Annotated in this window: 12 protein-coding genes and 2 tRNA genes; 3 read left to right on the forward strand and 11 right to left on the reverse strand. The window is 69.0% G+C overall.

Features of this window, described 5'->3' with window-relative positions; genetic code table 11:
* Window positions 1–51 precede the first annotated feature (51 nt).
* The 8 genes from ACGFIZ_RS28205 to ACGFIZ_RS28240 form a co-directional block, all read right to left on the reverse strand.
* Window positions 52–1,464 carry an amidase gene (locus tag ACGFIZ_RS28205; RefSeq protein WP_393424308.1) on the reverse strand — a complete coding sequence of 471 codons (1,413 nt, stop codon included), beginning with the start codon at window positions 1,462–1,464 and terminating at the stop codon, window positions 52–54.
* Complete coding sequence (locus ACGFIZ_RS28210) at window positions 1,457–2,578, reverse strand: M20 family metallopeptidase (protein WP_393424311.1); 1,122 nt, start codon at window positions 2,576–2,578, stop codon at window positions 1,457–1,459. The genes ACGFIZ_RS28205 and ACGFIZ_RS28210 overlap by 8 nt, the downstream gene beginning before the upstream one ends.
* A 69-nt stretch (window positions 2,579–2,647) precedes the next feature.
* Window positions 2,648–3,508, reverse strand: coding sequence for an oligopeptide/dipeptide ABC transporter ATP-binding protein (locus tag ACGFIZ_RS28215; protein WP_393424314.1), 861 nt, complete (start codon window positions 3,506–3,508; stop codon window positions 2,648–2,650).
* Between the two features lie 74 nt (window positions 3,509–3,582).
* Window positions 3,583–4,536 carry an ABC transporter ATP-binding protein gene (locus tag ACGFIZ_RS28220; protein ID WP_393424317.1) on the reverse strand — a complete coding sequence of 318 codons (954 nt, stop codon included), beginning with the start codon at window positions 4,534–4,536 and terminating at the stop codon, window positions 3,583–3,585.
* Window positions 4,533–5,387 (reverse strand): ABC transporter permease, encoded by an 855-nt coding sequence (locus ACGFIZ_RS28225; RefSeq protein ID WP_393424320.1) that lies wholly within the window; start codon window positions 5,385–5,387, stop codon window positions 4,533–4,535. Before ACGFIZ_RS28225 ends, ACGFIZ_RS28220 begins: the two co-directional genes overlap by 4 nt.
* Window positions 5,384–6,403, reverse strand: coding sequence for an ABC transporter permease (locus ACGFIZ_RS28230; protein WP_393424323.1), 1,020 nt, complete (start codon window positions 6,401–6,403; stop codon window positions 5,384–5,386). The genes ACGFIZ_RS28225 and ACGFIZ_RS28230 overlap by 4 nt, the downstream gene beginning before the upstream one ends.
* A 70-nt stretch (window positions 6,404–6,473) precedes the next feature.
* On the reverse strand, window positions 6,474–8,081 hold the full coding sequence (locus ACGFIZ_RS28235; RefSeq protein WP_393424326.1) for an ABC transporter substrate-binding protein: 1,608 nt from the start codon (window positions 8,079–8,081) through the stop codon (window positions 6,474–6,476).
* The gene (locus ACGFIZ_RS28240) at window positions 8,078–9,076 is read right to left on the reverse strand and encodes a DUF1028 domain-containing protein (RefSeq protein WP_393424329.1); all 999 of its coding nucleotides are present in this window, start codon (window positions 9,074–9,076) and stop codon (window positions 8,078–8,080) included. The genes ACGFIZ_RS28235 and ACGFIZ_RS28240 overlap by 4 nt, the downstream gene beginning before the upstream one ends.
* Before the next feature lie 1,198 nt (window positions 9,077–10,274).
* On the opposite strand from ACGFIZ_RS28240, the gene ACGFIZ_RS28245 reads away from it, so the two are divergent.
* Window positions 10,275–10,697, forward strand: a complete 423-nt coding sequence (locus tag ACGFIZ_RS28245) for an SCP2 sterol-binding domain-containing protein (RefSeq protein ID WP_393424332.1) — start codon at window positions 10,275–10,277, stop codon at window positions 10,695–10,697.
* The gene (locus tag ACGFIZ_RS28250) at window positions 10,694–12,793 is read left to right on the forward strand and encodes a glycogen debranching N-terminal domain-containing protein (RefSeq protein WP_393424335.1); all 2,100 of its coding nucleotides are present in this window, start codon (window positions 10,694–10,696) and stop codon (window positions 12,791–12,793) included. Before ACGFIZ_RS28245 ends, ACGFIZ_RS28250 begins: the two co-directional genes overlap by 4 nt.
* A 726-nt stretch (window positions 12,794–13,519) precedes the next feature.
* On the opposite strand, the gene ACGFIZ_RS28255 is transcribed toward ACGFIZ_RS28250, so the two are convergent.
* Window positions 13,520–13,592, reverse strand: a tRNA-Arg gene (locus ACGFIZ_RS28255).
* Window positions 13,593–13,628: 36 nt separating this feature from the next.
* Window positions 13,629–13,719: transfer RNA gene (locus ACGFIZ_RS28260), tRNA-Ser, on the reverse strand.
* A gap of 690 nt (window positions 13,720–14,409) precedes the next feature.
* Here ACGFIZ_RS28260 and ACGFIZ_RS28265 point away from each other — a divergent pair.
* Window positions 14,410–15,552 carry a hypothetical protein gene (locus ACGFIZ_RS28265; RefSeq protein ID WP_393424338.1) on the forward strand — a complete coding sequence of 381 codons (1,143 nt, stop codon included), beginning with the start codon at window positions 14,410–14,412 and terminating at the stop codon, window positions 15,550–15,552.
* Window positions 15,553–15,663: 111 nt separating this feature from the next.
* On the opposite strand, the gene ACGFIZ_RS28270 is transcribed toward ACGFIZ_RS28265, so the two are convergent.
* Window positions 15,664–16,380 (reverse strand): CPBP family intramembrane glutamic endopeptidase, encoded by a 717-nt coding sequence (locus tag ACGFIZ_RS28270; RefSeq protein ID WP_393424347.1) that lies wholly within the window; start codon window positions 16,378–16,380, stop codon window positions 15,664–15,666.
* Window positions 16,381–16,649 lie beyond the last annotated feature (269 nt).

Raw genomic sequence — 16,649 nt, forward strand, 5'->3', positions numbered from 1 at the left:
TTTCTCTGGCCTTTCTGTTGGCTTCCTGTGTCTGTCACTGCTGCCTCTCCTTCAGGTCCCGGCCGGACGGCGGTCGGGCCAGCGGTATTGCCGTTCGAGCCGCCGGCCCAGCCTCAGAAGTGAAGCCTCGGAGAACGGGCCGCCGACGAGTTGGACGCCGAGCGGGGCGTCGCGCGAGTCGGTGTGGGTCGGTAGCGAGATCGCCGGCAGCCCGGCGACGTTGACCCATCCCGTGAACGCCCCGACCGCCTTGAGAGTCGGTTGCCCCTGGTCGGGGTTGTTGTGTTCGTGAGTAACCACGCCGTGCGGCGGGGTGCGGACCGCGCTCGTCGGCGTCAGTAGGACGGCGAAGTCCTCAACCCAGGGGCGCACCAGGTCGCGGGTCAGCCGCTTCATCTCGGCCACGGCGCGCACGTAGTCCCGTACCGACATGTCCTCGATGTGGCGCAGGCGCGCCCGTACGCCCGGCTGCATCGGCTGACTGAGGTCGTAGTCGAGCAGGTGGCTGCCGGCGGGGCCGACGAAGCGGCGGTAGAGGTCGATCGCCTGGCTCTGCGCGATCGTCGGCGATACCTCGACAATCTCGTGCCCGTCCCGGGCGAGCCGGTCCGCGACCTCGCGGGTCGCCGCCACGCACTCCTCGTCCACCTCGATGTCACCGGGCGCCCGCAGGAGCAGTGCGATCCGCAGCGGCGGCGGATCGTCGCGGAGGGCCCGCCGATAGTCCGGCGGCGGGGTCGCGGTCACCGTCCACGCATACGGGTCGGGAGCGGCGACGAAGTCCAGGATCGCGGCGGTGTCGGCAATGGTCCGGGTCAGTACGCCGTCGACGGACGAGCCCTCCCAGTTCGGTGTCCGCTGCGGGAGCAGTCCGCGGGTGGGTTTGAGGCCGACGAGGCCGCAGGCGGACGCGGGAAGGCGGATCGAGCCGGCACCGTCCGTGGCGGTCGCCGCCGGCACCATGCCCGCGGCGATCGCCGCCGCCGACCCGCCGCTCGACCCGGCCGGGCTCACCTCCGGGTGCCACGGGTTGCGGGTGACGCCGTGCTTGATGCTCTCGGTCGTCGGCGTCGCCGCCAGCTCGGACGAGGCGGTCCGGCCGATCGGGGTGAAGCCGGCGGCGAGCAGCCGCTCGACGAAGATGTCGCCACGCACCTGTGGCGCGGCCGAGACGGCCAGCGACGACTTCGTGTTCGGCTGTCCCGCGACATTCTGGACGTCCTTGATCGCGATCGGCACGCCGAAGAATGGCGGGAGGTCGCGGCGGTCTGCCAGGTCCCTGGTTGCGCGCTCGGCACGGTCGAGGAACGCCTCGTCCAGCCAGACGATCGCGTTGAGGCGGTCGTTGAGCCGGTCCACACGGTCGCGGTAGAACCGTGCCACCTCCAGCGGCGTCACCCTCCGCTCCCGGATGCGGCGGGCGACCTCCGTTGCCGGGGCGAGCGGGTCAAGCGGCTCAGCCACGGTCGTTTCCTGCCCGGGGGTCGAGCAGTTCGGCGAGGAGCGCGGCGACAAGGGCGATGCGGTCGACGAAGCGGTCGCGGCTGACCCGCTCCTCGCGGGTATGCGCGCCGCCACCGACCGCGCCGAGCCCGTCCAGCGTGGGGATGTCCAGCGCGGCGGTGAGGTTGCCGTCCGAGCCACCGCCGACCGAGACCTGCTTGAGCTCGGGCAGGTCGAGTGAGCGGTTCACCCGCCGCGCGGTCTCGTAGAGTGCCGCGGACGTCCGCGCCGTCATCGGGGGGCGGTTCGGCCCGCCCACCAGCTCGATGCCGCACCCAATGGGGGACGGCTCTGCCACCAGCCGCCGTAGCGCATTGTCGACACGCTGCTGTTCGTCGGGGTCGGCGGCGCGCACGTCGAGAGAGATCTCGGCGAGGTCGGGAACGGTATTCCTGGACGTGCCCGCCGTGACGAGGGTCGGTGTCACGGTGGTTCCCCGTGCCGGGTCGGACAGCCGCGCTGCCGCGATGGTCAGGCGGGAGGCTTCCAGCGCCGAGTTCACGCCTCGTTCCGGCTCTAGGCCCGCATGGGACGCCTTGCCGTGCACGCGGAGCACGTAGTGTGCGGTACCTTTGCGGGCGGTCTTCAGCGCGCCGTCCGCTCCGGCACCCTCGAAGACGAGCGCGGCCCGGCAGCCTTCCGCCTCCATCTCGATCAGCGCCCGCGACCCGCCGGACCCGAGCTCCTCGTCGGCAGTGGAGAGCAGGCAGATCCCGTCGAGCGCGCGGTCGCCGGCCACCTCCCGGAGCACCGCCAGCGCGTGCACCGCGATGACGATCCCCGCCTTCATGTCGAAGCTTCCCGGTCCGCGGATTAGGCCGTCCTCCTGTGAGAAGGGGAAGTCCACGAGCGTGCCCAGGGGCCAGACCGTGTCGAAGTGGGTGAGCATCAGGACACGGTTGGGCGAGCCACCCCACCGCCACCGCAGGTGCGGCAGTGCCTCGCCTCGCGACTCGGACCGGCGACCAACGCGGGTGAGGACGAGGCCCTCGATGTAATCGGCGCACTCGTGGAGCGCGGCCGGGACCGCCGACGGGGACTCGCACTCGACTAGCAACTTCAGGTCGTCGAGCATCTGCGGCAGACGGCGCGCCGCGGCTGACAAAAGGCGTGCCGGCCGGGGCCGGGACAGTGTGGGCACGTATCAGTCCTTCTTTACGCAGGCCAGCAGCCGGCCACCGGCGACCTCGACGAGACGGGGATCGACGGCCGCGCACTCCGGGCCGGCGAGTGGGCACCGCCCTTGGAAGGCGCACCCCGTGGGGATGGCCGAAGGGCTGGGCGTCTCGCCCCGCATCGGGGTAATCTCCCACGGTTCGTTCGGCGTCACCCGCGGTTCGGATTCGAGCAGGCCGCTGGTGTACGGGTGCATCGGGTTGCGAAAAATCTCGGCGGTGGGTCCTACCTCGACGATGCGCCCCAGGTACATCACAGCGACGCGGTGCGCGATTCGGCGCACGCTGGCCAGGTCGTGGGAGATGAAGACATAGGTCATTTTCCGTTCGGCCTGCAGGCGCTGCAGGAGCGACAGCACTCGCGACCGCACCGACTGGTCCAGGCTTGCGGTGGGCTCGTCGAGCACGACGAGCTGGGGGCGGGTGATCAGGGCGCGGGCGATGGCCACGCGTTGCGCCTGCCCGCCGGAGAGGTCGCGCGGTCGCCGGGTCAGGTACTCGTCACCGAGCCCGACCTCGGCGAGCGCGGAAACGACCCGATTGTGGGCGGCACCGCGCCGCATGCGGTGCATCCGGGCCAGTGGCTCGGCGACGATGCGCTCGACCGTCCACATCTGGTCGAGTGACTGGTCGGAGTGCTGGAACACCATCTGCACGAGGTGGCGCAGCCTGGGGTCGCGGGCGATGGCGCCGACGTCATGCCCGGCCATGCGCACGCGACCGGTGGTGGGCGCCTCGAGCCCGGCGATCGCTCGGGCGGTCGACGACTTTCCGCATCCGGACTCGCCGACCAGGGCGATCGTCTCCCCCGGCTCGGCGGCAAAGCTCACCCCGCGTACGGCGGGGACGCGGCGCCGGCCGTTCGCATAGGTGATGACGAGGTCGTCGACCTCAAGCAGTGGGCTCACGACACACCCCGGTGGTGGCAGTTGACGGTCCGCGTCCCGCTCCGGCGTACAGGTGGGGGCTCACGGTGGCACAGGTCCGTGCTGAACGGGCACCGCTTCGCGAAGCGGCAGCCGGCAAGCGAGAAGTCCACCGAGGCCTCCGTCACCCGGTCGCTGATGTCGTCGGCGCTCGGGACGTGGTCTTCGAGGCTTTCGAGTAGGAAGCGGGTGTAGGGGTGCACGGGGTCGTGAAAGATGTCCTGCGTCGGGCCCACCTCCATCACCTGGCCGCCGTAGAGGATGATCACCTGGTCGCACATGCTGTTCACGACGGCGAGGTCGTGGGTGACCATGAGGACTGCCCGGTCGCCGTCGGCCATCAGCTCCTTGAGCAGCAGCAGGATCTGCGCCTGGATGGTGACGTCGAGACCGGTCGTGGGTTCGTCGGCGATCAGCACGGGTGCCTGGACAGAGAGGGCCATCGCGATGACGACCCGCTGGCACATTCCTCCGGAGAGCTGGTGCGGGTAGGCGCGCTCGACCCGCAGCGGATCGGATATGCCCACCTTGCGCAGCAGCTCCCGGGACTCGTCCCGGGCCTGGACCTTCCCCATCCGGCGGCGTTGCCGCAGCACGCGTACCATCTGTTTGCCGATCCGCATAGTCGGGTTCAGGGCGGCCCGCGGGTTCTGGGACACGAGCGCGATCAGGTCCCGTGCGGCGGTGTCGTAGGAGCGTGACGCGCCGTGGAAGACCGGCCGACCCGCCACCTCCGCCGTCCCGGCGGAAACCTCGATGCCGTTTGGCAGTAGTCCCATGAGGGCCAGCGAGAACATCGACTTGCCGGAGCCGGACTCGCCGACCAGGCCGACAATGGAACCGCGCTCGATGGAGACGGTGACGTCGCGCAGCAGCGTCCGCCCGGTCCGGGCGATCCGGAGATCGAGGTCGTAAACCGCGAGAAGACTCATGAGTTCTTCCATTTCGAGAGCCCGTCGCCGATCAGCTGGAAGGCCAGCACCGCGATGAGCATGAACAGGCCGGGGAAGAACGCGGGCCACCATTTGCCGGTGAGGATCTCGCTGTAGCCCTCCGAGATCATCGTGCCCCACTCGGCGGTGGGTGGCTGGACGCCGACGCCGAGGAAGGACAGGGCCGCGATGTCCAGGATTGCCCATCCGGCGGTGACGGTGGTCTGGATGAGCGGCGCCCCGATCGTGTTGGGCATGATGTGCCCGAAGATGATGGCGCCGCTTCCGCTGCCGGCCAGCTTGCTGGCGGGGATGTAGTCGAGTTCCCGTTCGGACAGTGCTCGGGCCCGGGACAGCCGGACGAAGTGGGGCATCGATCCGATCGTGACGCCGATCGCCATGAACACCAGGCTGTTGCCGGTGAAGGCAACGACCATGAGGGCGAGTACGAAGCCGGGGAAGGCCAGCAGCGCGTCGGTGAAGCGCATGACCACCTCGTCAACGATGCCGCCGAGGTAGCCGGCGACGGCGCCCAGCAGCGAGCCGAGCAGCATCGCGGCGACGGCGACTCCGATGCCGAGCACGAGGTCGAGGCGGAACGCGGCGACCGTACGGGCGAGCAGGTCGCGGCCGTACCGGTCGGTGCCGAACAGATGGTCGGGGCCCGGTGGCAGCAGCGACTGACCGGTCGCCGTCGCGTTCGGGTCGGGCAGCAGCAGCGGGCCGACCAAGCCGATCAGCACGAGGATCGCCAGCAGCAGCAGCCCGAGCCGCAGTCCGAGGTCGCCGTGACCATGCAGCCGAGCCAGCCGGCGTGGTCGCGCGGAGGCGGGCACCGTGGCGGTCGTCATCCTGCTCTCCTCAGGTCGATGCGCGGGTCCGAGACGACGTACAGGAGGTCGACGACGAGGTTGATAAGCACGTAGCTGACGCCGACGACGATCACGAAGCCCTGCACGACGTCCAGGTCGCTCTGCGAGATCGCGGTGCTCAGGTACCGCCCGATTCCGGGCCACGAGAAGATCTGCTCGACGATGATGTTGCCGGCGATGAGATGCCCAGCAACGAATCCCATCGATGTGACGATCGTCGGCAGCGCGTTGCGGAAGCCCTCCTGCAGCAGGATGTGCCGGCGCCCCAGGTTCAGGCCACGCGCGGCCCGCGTGTGGCTCGCGCTGAGGGCGTCAATCATCGCCGTACGAGTGATCCGGGCGAGCGCGATCGAGCTGAGCGTCCCTAGCAGGAGCGCCGGCAGCGCGAGCTGGGCGAGCGCCGACGTGGCCAGGGCAGCGTCGCCGGCGATGAGCGCGTCGATGGTCAGGAAGCCAGTGTGGCGCGGCGGCGCGCTCGTGCCGAGTGGCAACCGTCCCACCGGGCTCGGGAAGAGGCCCAGGGAGTAGACGAGGACGAAGATGGCCATGAGGGCGAGCCAGAAGCTGGGCATCGAGCCTCCCACCGCGGTGAAGCCGCGTGCCGCCGCGTCCGGCCACCGCCCTGCCTTGGCGGCGGCGACCATTCCGATGGTGACGCCGATCAGCACGGCGACGACGAACGCCAGCAGGCTCAGTTCCAACGTGGCGGGAAGGAACGTCAGCAGGTCCGCGGAGACCGGGTTGCCCGTCCGTACCGACGTGCCCAAATCCCCGTACAGCAGGCCGCCGACGTAGTGAAAGAACTGCTCGTACAGCGGAAGGTCCAGACCGTGCTCGGCGCGAATCCTCGCGATCAGCTCCGGCGTGGCGTCGTTACCGGCACGGATGACTGCGGGGTCGCCGGGCAGCACCCGGGAGGCGAAGAACACGAGCACCGCCATGACCGCGATGGTGATCGCGCTCGACAGCAGGCGTCGCAGGAGATACCTGGTCAAGAGATTGCGCTCCACGGCTTGCCCGGTCGCCGGGCCGGCCCACGTCGGCCGGCCTGGCGAAACCAGGACATCATTTACGGGACAGGTACTTCAGACGGAGCAGCAGGTCGTCGGCGAGCGTGATGCCGTCCACGTCGGACCGCGTCACGACGGACATGTTCTTGGTGAACAGGCCGACGAACGACGCCTCGTCGATCACGATCCGCTGCGCCTCGGCCGACAGCTGGTCGCGCGTGGCGCGGTCGCTCTCGGCAATCCCCCGCAGGACGAGCTTGTCGAACTGCGCGTTGGCGAAGCCGGTCCGGTTGGTCGCCCGGCCCGTCAGCAGCAGGGCACGCATCTGGAAGAACGGATCCTGCACCCACGAGGCCCAGTTCGCGACGAAGAACCCGAGTTCCTGAGCCTTGCTCCGGGTCTCGAAGTCGGCATCGGCCAGCTGCTTGATCTGGACCTTGATGCCGGCCTGGGCGAGCGCCGACTGGATGTGGACGGCCGAGTCCACCGAGATCGGGTCGGCCGAGGAGATCGAGAGGTCGAAGGTCAGGTCACGCACCCCCGCCTGCGCGAGAAGCTGCTTGGCCCGCTCGGCGTTCGTCTCGTACTGCGTTGCCTTCTCCGACGGCGCGGTACTGGTCGTCATGTTGTGCGGGACCACGCCGTACGCCGGGTTCGCCTGGCCGAGCACGACCTCCTGCATTAGTTCTTCGTACGGAACGGCGGCGGCCACCGCCTGGCGGACGAGCTTGTTGTCGAAGGGCGCCACCTTGGGGTTGATGCCCAGGTAGTAGAGCGTGTTGCTGGGCATGCTGTGCACGGTCAGCCCGGCCTCCGAGGACGCCTCCTTCACCAGCCGAGGCGACAGGTCGAGCGCCACGTCGATGTCGCCGTTCTTCAACGCGAGGTAGCGCTGGTCCTCGTCGGCCATGGTGAGAACGGTGAGCTGTTCCGGGTAGACGTCGCCCGCGTGCACGTACTTGGGGTTCTTGACGAGCTTGACGCTCTCGCCGGCCTTCCACGACTCCAGCGTGAACGGGCCGGACGGTGTCGCGTTCTTGAGGAAGAACTCGGTGGCGGCGCCGTTCGCACCCGCGTTTGCCAAGCCCTTGTCCGAGCTCAGGATACCGAAGGTGCTCAGGGCGAGGAACGCGTTGACGGCCGGCGCCGGTGAGTCGAGCGTGACCCGGACGGTCGACGGGTCAACCGCGACGATCTGCTTCTCGGCATCACTGATGTGCATGAAGACCGTGCTGGAGCCGCTGACGTAGGAGGCTTCCGAGAGCGTTCGCCTCATCGTGTAGACAACGTCGTCGGCGGTGAGCGACGAGCCGTCGGCGAAGGTCAGCCCGTCGGCCAGCCTGAAAGTGAGCACCTTGCCATCGGCGGAGGTCTCGTAGTTTTTGACGATGCCGTTGACGTACTCGTCCGTGCCATCCAGGTAGCCGTCCGCTACGGGGACCATCTTTTGTTCGATCAGGTTGGCGTACAGGTTTGCCACAACCATCTGGGCGGTCATCGTCTTGGTCTGGACGGGGTCGAGCCCGTCCACCTCGCCGGCGCCGATGATGAAGCTGTGCGACCGCCCGCTGGAGTCGCCGCGCGACCCGCCCTGGCATCCGCTCATCGCGACAAGGCCGGTGAGCGCAGCCGCCACGAGCGGCGTGATGTGCTTTCGTCTCATGTGCTAAGGGTCTCCATCTGTCCGTTCCGGCCAAGCTGGACGGTCGTTGGGGGTGGGACGTCCGGGTAGGCCACCAGGAGCGCGCGGAGTCCACCCGGGGGAAGCCGGAGCCGGCCAGCGCGTTCGAGCGCGTCGGCGAGCTGTTCGTACGGCGGGTGCAGCGCGATGGCCCGCGCGAAACAGGCGGCCGCCAGCGCGTCGCGCCCGACACGCGCCGCCACGACACCGCGCCAGAAGGTGGGTTCCGGGTCATCGCCGAAGACCTGCTGCGCCTCGGCCAGGTCGTCGAGGATTCCCGGTGCGTTGGTGTCGTCGATCGGAGCGGCCCCGGTGCCGACGATCCGCCCCGGAGAGAGGACACCGGCGGTGAGCCTGGCGTGCGCCGCCGACAGCGTCACCAGGCGGGTGAGCTCCTCAATCGGGGCCAGGTGATGGTCGACGCGCAGGTCCAGGCGGGTGCCCGGCTGCGGCCACCGGGTCCGTTCCGGCCCCACGACCTTGAGCGCCGCGGACATCATGCCGCGCAGGTCGCCGCCAGCCGTTTGCGCGGCGGAGAGGGCGGCGAGCAGGCGCTGTTCGATCGGGCCGGAAGTATCCCGGTACGCGTCGACCATGTCCTGCCAGTGAGGGCCGGAGAGCGTGTTGCCCGCCGCGGCCACGCCGGCACCTATCCGGTGACCGGCGTACCGAATGCATCCAGAGCCGGTATGCGCGGCGGCCTCGCCGCTTGGGTCGATAACCATGACCTGCCGCAGCTCGCGGTTCTCGTCACCGGCCATCAGCCGTCGCAGGACGTCTGCGGGGCCGGCGCCGGGGTTCGAGACCGCGTCGAGAGCGAGCGGCCCATGGCCGGCATCCCCGAACGCCTGCGACGCGACCGCCCCGGTTCCAGGCAGGACGGTGAGGCAGCGGCGACCGACGGCGAAGAAGTGCGACTGCACGGCCGCGCCGATCTCACCGGTCGCCGGGTCGACGGCCACGATCGAGAACGTCACCGCACTCTCCTCCAACTCGCGTCACGCAACATCCCGAAATGACAGAGTCTTGCTGGCATTATCGAGGCGGGCTCGCAAACTTATGGTACGTAAGTTACTGGAGGAGGTGCGGCGTGCGCAAGAGCCCGTGTCCGGAACGTGACCCCCCACCGGCCGGGATTTGCCGCCCACCCAGGAGAGCCGGTAACCCCTACGCGGTAGTGCTAGCTCTCGCTGTCAGAGAGGAGAGACGCCGTCCCACCCCCTGCTCGGCCACGGCGGCGTGCCCGGCTCCGGGCGCAGCGAGGCCACGATCACGGGGCCCCGGCAATCCAGCTCGAGGCGACCGGCCGTCGACCACCATCACCCGCTGTCAAGGGTCAGGACGAAGTTTTTCCGCGTCCGCTAGCACCCGCGCCAGCGACGGACAGCCCGCGCGTGGCGTCAATGATCCGGCTCCGGTCGTGGCAACCGAGGGTCGCTTCGTCGAACGCGGACAGAGACCAGCTCGGGGCCGGGTGTGTCGGGGCCGCTGCGCAGCGGGAGGGTCGACCCGTTCGCGACCGATTCGCGTAGCACCGGCTGGTGGCCAATGCGGGGCCGCCAGCCAGTGATCCCCAGGCGAACATGCCTCCTACCATGCCCGGAACCGGAACCGCGTCGATCAACAGCGACCAAACCTGCCGGACCGAAGAAGCCAGCGTCAGGCCCGAATCGACCGGCCCGACTCGGCGGATCGAGACCGCCCATGTCGCCCAGACCCCCACGGTCCCGCGGATCACGCGGATCCGGCACCGCGGCCAGCCGTGCCATCAGCGACACCGCGACCTGTTGCGAGTCCCCGGCGAGTTCCGCCTTCCACAACGCCAGATCAGCAAGCTGGTCAATCACCGCAGGGATCGGGGAAGAACCCGGCACGAGCACGACTCCTAACATGATCTTCTGGCCTAGGAACCGAAAGATCATCAGAAGTCGCGTGCTCGCCTGCTACCTAACCCCCCCACGCAGGCGATTTCGTCACGTAGCCGGACAAGAAAAGACAACGACGGGGCCGGCGCAAACGTTATGGCGAAACAGCCGGAACCCGTACCAATCCGACAACCTACTTGCACTCCGCCCAGAACGGGCATATCTCTACCTTGCGAACGCCGCGGCCCAGACCCAACCTCACCCGTTACAGGTGATGTGCGATGACCACCCCGTCAGCTATAACGGGATAATGCAGCAAAAAGGCAGGCGGGACGGTATAGAGGATGCTATAACCGATTTTCTCGAGCGACTGGGCCGAAACGAGATACCTGCGGCCGAGTATTTGCCGCGCCGAGTGCGCGGCACCATTCGCCTCGACCTGGAGAGCGACTCGAAAACCGACCACTGGTTTATCACGTTAGATAAGGGGAAAATACGGGTATCACGCGACGACCACCAACCGGATGCTGTCATTCGCGGCCCCCGACCGCTGTTCGACGGACTAGCCACAGGCGAAAAGCAATTCTTCGCACTGTTTTTTCGGAACAAGATGATCGTCGAGGGCTCTCTGGGTCTGGTGGATATTCTCGCCCAACTCTTCCCTGGCCCCCCCTCCGCGCATCACCCGCGTGACTTCGTCCGCAAAACCCGCGAAAGGAGCCGCGAGAAATGAACGAGAAAAGTGTCGCCATCCTCGACGGAAACACGTTCGTCGTCAGCGATGAGCGCGGAGACATTATCCCCTCCCCAGCCTATCCGTCGGGGCTCTTTTCATTTGACACCCGCTTTCTGTCGACCTGGGTCCTCAGCATCAACGGCAGCCGGCTCAACGCGCTTTCAAGGGATGACATGCAATATTTTGAGACGCGGTATTTCCTCGTCCCCGGCGAGCCTACCCACTACGTCGATGCAAAAGTATCAGTCATCCGCGAACAATCGATATCGGTAGAATTCACAGAGCGGCTGACTGTCCTCAACCACGACGTCAAGCCCGCGCGTTTTACCATACGGGTGGACATGGGCAGCGACTTCGCCGACCTGTTCGAGATCAAGGATGTGCGGAAGAAGCGCGGGACGACGTCGGTGCGCAGGGAGGATAACCGCCTGTGCTTCAGCTACGAACGAGAAGAGTTCCGTCGAGACACGTTCGTTTCCAGTTCCGCGCCGGCGCGCCTTGACGACGGCGGAATGACCTTCGACATCCACCTGGAACCGCGCGAATCCTGGCAGACCGAGCTGCACGTGCAACCAGTGGTCCATGGCGCCCACGGAGGTGTGGGCAATTCCCGAACCGTCTGGGCCGCATATCAGAGAAGGCCTAAACAAAAACTGCGCCAGGACCTGGAACGCTGGCTGAAAGAGATGCCGGAGCTCGTCTGCGACTTCGCGCCACTGCAGACGGCGTACGAGCGAAGCCTGGTCGATCTGGCGGCCCTGCGGTATTCGACGCTGTCCAATCCGAACCCCATATTGACTGCGGGGCTGCCCTGGTTCATGACCATTTTCGGCCGGGACAGCCTCTTCATCAGCCTACAGACGCTGCCGTTTGCGCCGAAACTGGCGCGGCCCATCCTGCGGTTGTTGGCACTTGTGCAGGGCCGGAAGCTTGACGACTTTCGCGAGGAAGAGCCGGGGAAGATCTTACACGAGGTGCGATACGGTGAAACGTCAGCTTTTGAGGAGCATCCCCACAGCCCCTACTACGGCTCGGCCGACTCCACGCCCCTATATATTATTCTGCTTGACGAGTACGAGCGGTGGACCGGTGACGCGAACCTGGTGCGATTGTACGAACGCGACGCCCGGGCCGCCCTGCGATGGATCGACGAATACGGTGACCTGCTGGGTAACGGCTACGTCTCGTACCAGCGGCGCAACACCAAAAACGGATTGGAAAACCAGTGCTGGAAGGACTCCTGGGATTCGATTTCCTACCGCGACGGCAGGCTCCCGGACCTACCCAGAGCGACCTGCGAACTACAGGGCTACGCCTACGACGCCAAGGTACGCGGCGCGCGGTTGGCCCGCGAGTTCTGGAACGACCCAGATTACGCCGACCGCCTGGAACGGGACGCGGCGCAACTCAAGGAGCGTTTCAACCGCGACTTCTGGGTAGCTGACGGGGAGTATTATGCGCTCGCCCTCGATCCCGAGGGAAAGCCGGTCGACGCGCTGTCGTCCAACATGGGGCACCTGCTGTGGAGCGGGATCGTGGAGCCGGCACGCGCAAAGAAGGTGGCCGAGCATCTGCTCGGGCCGAGCATGTTCTCGGGCTGGGGCGTACGCACCCTCGCTGAGAGCGAAGCCCGGTACAACCCGGTCGGGTACCACGTGGGCACGGTGTGGCCGTTCGACAATTCGATCATTGCGTGGGGACTCTGGCGCTACGGCCTCCGGGAAGAGGCCGGACGCATAGCCGAAGCCGTCATCGAAGCCTCCGAGTATTTTGGCGGTCGCCTACCCGAGGCCTTCGCCGGCTACGATCGGGCGTTGACCGAATACCCCGTCGAGTACCCGACAGCGTGCAGCCCGCAGGGCTGGTCGGCTGGGGCCACCTTGCTGTTTCTCCGTACGATGCTCGGCCTCAACCCGCACGAAGATCACCTCGCCGTGGAACCACACCTGCCGCCCTCGATGAACCGGATCGAGCTGCTCGGCATCCCCGGTCGCTGGGGGCGTGCCGACGCCTTCGGCCGCCGGGTCAGTGCCCGCCCAAAACAACGCCTCCGACTCCTTAGTGGTCCGCTCCGTAAGTCCTTCGGGGGTTGACGGTTTGGTCCTCGCGTGCGGTCGCGGTCAGGGTGTGATGGGGCCGATCTGGATGTCGCCGCCGAGGCAGGCAGTCGGTCGCCGCCGGATGCTGCAGTCTGATCAAGAGTGGGGACGCCGACAGCGCACTCATCCCGGCTCTCGGCGGTCCACCCGCCCGCCGCGTCCTTGACGGCAACCCGCGAGCGGGCCAACAGTACTGGCTGCGGGTCTGGGGCACCCGTGGCCTGCTGTGGGCTTGGGACGGACGCTGCCTTGGATGCCGTCATCATCGCCCTTCGCGATCCGGCGTGGCGGATCCGAGAGTTGGCCGCAAGGGTCGTTGCTTGGCACCACCTCGGCGACACACTCCGGCGGTGCTCGACCTGCGGGACGACCCAGCGCCGCGTGTTCGGGCAGCCGCTACTCGGGCGATCGCGATTCTGACTCAAGCTGGTGCGTAAACATTTTTAGCCGCTGACAGGCCAACATAGGTGGCTGTCGCTCGGCCATGCTCAACTCCCGAGTCGCCAGCCTGCTCAAGATCCGCCTCGGCGTTGTAACGGTCGGTCAGCAAGAGGTGCCTCTACACCTGCCTCATCCAGACACGCCCGGAACCTCCCAGACTTGACGGGACGTGGAGGATGCTCGTCGGACGAGCAGCCACCGAGCAGCCACACGTCCACAATGGACAGGCAATCAAAAAGCCTGACCCGCGTTTTCGCAGGTCAGGCTCTTGTGATCTTGTGCGCCCGAAGGGACTCGAACCCCTAACCTTCTGATCCGTAGTCAGATGCTCTATCCGTTGAGCTACGGGCGCTTGTTGCTCGGCCAGTCTACACACCCGGCTTTCGCGCGGAGACTCCGGGATTCGAACCCGGGAGGGGCTTTAAGACCCCAACCGCATTAGCAGTGCGGCGCCATAGACCAGACTAGGCGAAGTCTCCCCGGTGGCCCGGAGACCACCGCGCCCGAGGATACAGCCCCGGACCCGCCCGGAGCAAAGCGACTACCGGTACGGCTCCCGCCGACCTCCACCGACCGGCCCGGCCCGACCGGCCCGCCGGACCTGGGTGCGGCCGTTTTCGCGCTGTGCGTATCGCGGATCCGGACTACGCTCCATCGACATGGACGAGCAGCCGCCGAGCGTCCCGCCCCGCCTCGAGCCTGCTGAGAGAGCGCCGCGACGTCGTTCCGCCCGCCCGACCTTCACACCGCCCGCGATGCCGGAGTCCGCTCCGGCGCCCGCCGAGCAGACGGCTCCCGGAGACAGGCCGCCACGTCCTCGCCGGGCCAGGCCCGCGCCGGCCGTACTGTTCCAGCCGCCGGCCCCGGACCAGCCGGTGTCCTCGCCGCCGCCCGGCGACGCCGCGCTCAGCCTAGCGGCCCCGCCTGCCCCCGCGGCCTGGCTACCGCCCGTCCCGCCGGCTGCGGCCGACCAGCCCAAGGGTGGCCTGTCGTCCCAGCCGTCGGTCTCGGCGGGGCGCGCCGCCGTCCGGGAAGGTGATGCCGCCGCCCGGAAAGGTGATTTGGAACACGATCAGGCGAACGCGCCAAGCACGGCCGCGCCGGCCCAGCCCGACGGGGCAGCGGCGGGTGGCCGGCACGAGTCCGGGCCCGACGACCCCGACGAGCCCGTGACGGGCGTCACTGAGGTCGCGCCGGCTGGGCGGGAGACCAGCGCGGTACCGGCCGTGGTGGCCGGGGAGGCTGCAGCGGCGGGCTCTGTCACGAGTACCACTGCGAAGCGGGCGACACCGGTCGGGGAGGCCGCGAAGGCGACACCGGCCCGGAAGACGGCCACGCCGCGGAAAACCACCACGCCACAGCAGGCCGCCGCGCCACAGCAGGCCGCCGCGCAGCGGACGGCCGCAGGCCCAGCGAAGACCAGCGCGCCGCGGAAGACCGCCGGCGCCGGCCGGCCGAAGAAGGCCGCGGCCGGAACAGAGCCGACGCCCTCGCCCGTCGCCGCGAACGCGGTGCCGCACACCGGGAGCGGGACAGGGCCGGCGGCCACCCCGCAGGCCCCGGCCGATACCGCGGCGACCCGTCGGGACCGGGTGGCCCCGCAGGCCCCGGCCGATACCGCGGCGACCCGTCGGGACCGGGTGGCCCCGTCGGCGCGTACCGATGAACGGTATCTGCGGGCGGCGGCCACGCGGCTGCTCGACCACCCCGGCTTCGCCCCGGAGTTGCTCGCCCTGGCCGCGGTACGGGCGCTCGGACCGTCGGCCCGGGACTGGGCGGCGGGCCACCTGGCCGCCTACCCGGGCGCCTCGGCGGACGGGCTGGCGCGGCTCGCCACCCGACGGTTCGTGCGGCTGGCGGGGGCGGGCGGGGCGACCGCGGCGCTCGCCGGCGTGTTCGCGCCGGTGGCCGAGCTGGCGGCGGTGCTCTGGACGCAGGCCAACCTGGTGCTGCACCTGGCGGCCGCGTACGGCCGGGATCCGCTCGACCGGGACCGGGCGGTGGAGCTGCTGGTGCTGACCCGGGTGCATCCCGACGCGGAGAGCGCCCGGTCGGCGCTGGCGGCGGCGGAGGCGGCGAGCGGGCCCGGGGAGCAACCGTGGCCGCGGGCGGCCGAGGCGGCCTGGCGGTTGGCGGCGCCGTTGGCCGCGCAGGCCGGCGGGTGGTTGGGGCTCCGGTTGGCGTCCCGGCTGGTGCCGGGGGCGGCGGCGCTGGCCGCGGCGGCGGGCGACTCCGCCGCGGCGGAGCGGCTGGCGGCTCGGGCGGTCGCCGCCTACCGGCCGCCCCGGGCCCGGTCCGCCCACCAGCTTTGATCGACTCCGTGGCGGCGACATGGCGGTATTCGAGCCGCACCGATACCGCCACGGCGGCGACATGGCGGACCCCGACAACCCGGCGCGGCATCCGCGCCCCCCGGCGCGCGGTCAGAGCCAGCCGAACCAGGACCTCGGCAGCAGGGCGTAGCCGACGAAGGCCACCACGTCGAGCAGGGTGTGCGCGACGACCAGCGGCATCACGCGGCGGGTGCGCAGGTAGAACAGGCCGAACACCACGCCCATCACGGCGTTGCCGACGAGCGCGCCGAAGCCCTGGTAGAGGTGGTAGGAGCCGCGCAGCAGGGCGCTCGCGGCGAGCACGGCGCCGACCCGCCAGTCGAGCTGCCGCAGGCGGGTGACCAGGTAGCCGACCACGATCACCTCCTCCAGCACGGCGTTCTGCGCGGCGGCGAGGAGCAGCACCGGCACGGCCCACCAGACGTCGGGCAGGGCGGCCGGGACGACGGTGGCGTTGACGCCGAGCTGCGCGGCGACCCAGAACAGCGCCAGCCCGGGCAGGCCGATCAGCGCCGCGAGGCCGGCGCCGCGGGCCAGGTCCGACCCGGGCCGGCGCAGGTCCACCCCGAGGGTCCGCGCCGGGTCGCCGGGATCCCGCGCCAACAGGTGTACGGCGAGCAGCACCGGCAGCAGCGCGAACGCGATGCCGAGCAGCTGGTACGTCAGGTCCAGCCAGGGGCGGCTGGACTGGGAGGTGTTCAGGGTGGCGGTCTGCTTCGACAGCGGCCCCTCGGCGGTCAGCTTCGCGACGATCGACACCGACGCGTACACCGCCGACTTTCCGAGCGACAGCCCGAGCACCAGCATCGTCTCCGCGCCGAGGATCCGGCGGGACACCGAACGGGTGAGCTCCTCAACGGTCACGGCACCACTGTGCCCGACGCGCCGGCCGTCCGGACACGACCGCCTGATGCCGTCCGGACACGACCGCCTGATGCCGCCTGGACACGACCGCCTGATGCCGCCCGGGCAGGACTAGCGGCAACGCCGCTCGGTTAAGGTCCGGCGGGTGTTTCGCAATGGTTTGTGATGATGTCGATCGCGATGGTGGCTTTGTAGCTATGCCGGTCTACGTT

The organism is Micromonospora sp. NPDC048830, from assembly GCF_043198215.1.
GTDB lineage: Bacteria > Actinomycetota > Actinomycetes > Mycobacteriales > Micromonosporaceae > Micromonospora.

Excerpts from the sequence above, each read along its gene's own strand:
- ACGFIZ_RS28210 (WP_393424311.1), bottom strand. The coding sequence starts at position 2,578 with ATGCTCGACGACCTGAAGTTGCTAGTCGAGTGCGAGTCCCCGTCGGCG.
- ACGFIZ_RS28250 (WP_393424335.1), top strand. The coding sequence starts at position 10,694 with ATGAACGAGAAAAGTGTCGCCATCCTCGACGGAAACACGTTCGTCGTC.
- ACGFIZ_RS28270 (WP_393424347.1), bottom strand. The coding sequence starts at position 16,380 with ATGCTGGTGCTCGGGCTGTCGCTCGGAAAGTCGGCGGTGTACGCGTCG.
- ACGFIZ_RS28220 (WP_393424317.1), bottom strand. The coding sequence starts at position 4,536 with ATGAGTCTTCTCGCGGTTTACGACCTCGATCTCCGGATCGCCCGGACC.
- ACGFIZ_RS28245 (WP_393424332.1), top strand. The coding sequence starts at position 10,275 with ATGCAGCAAAAAGGCAGGCGGGACGGTATAGAGGATGCTATAACCGAT.
- ACGFIZ_RS28225 (WP_393424320.1), bottom strand. The coding sequence starts at position 5,387 with ATGACGACCGCCACGGTGCCCGCCTCCGCGCGACCACGCCGGCTGGCT.
- ACGFIZ_RS28235 (WP_393424326.1), bottom strand. The coding sequence starts at position 8,081 with ATGAGACGAAAGCACATCACGCCGCTCGTGGCGGCTGCGCTCACCGGC.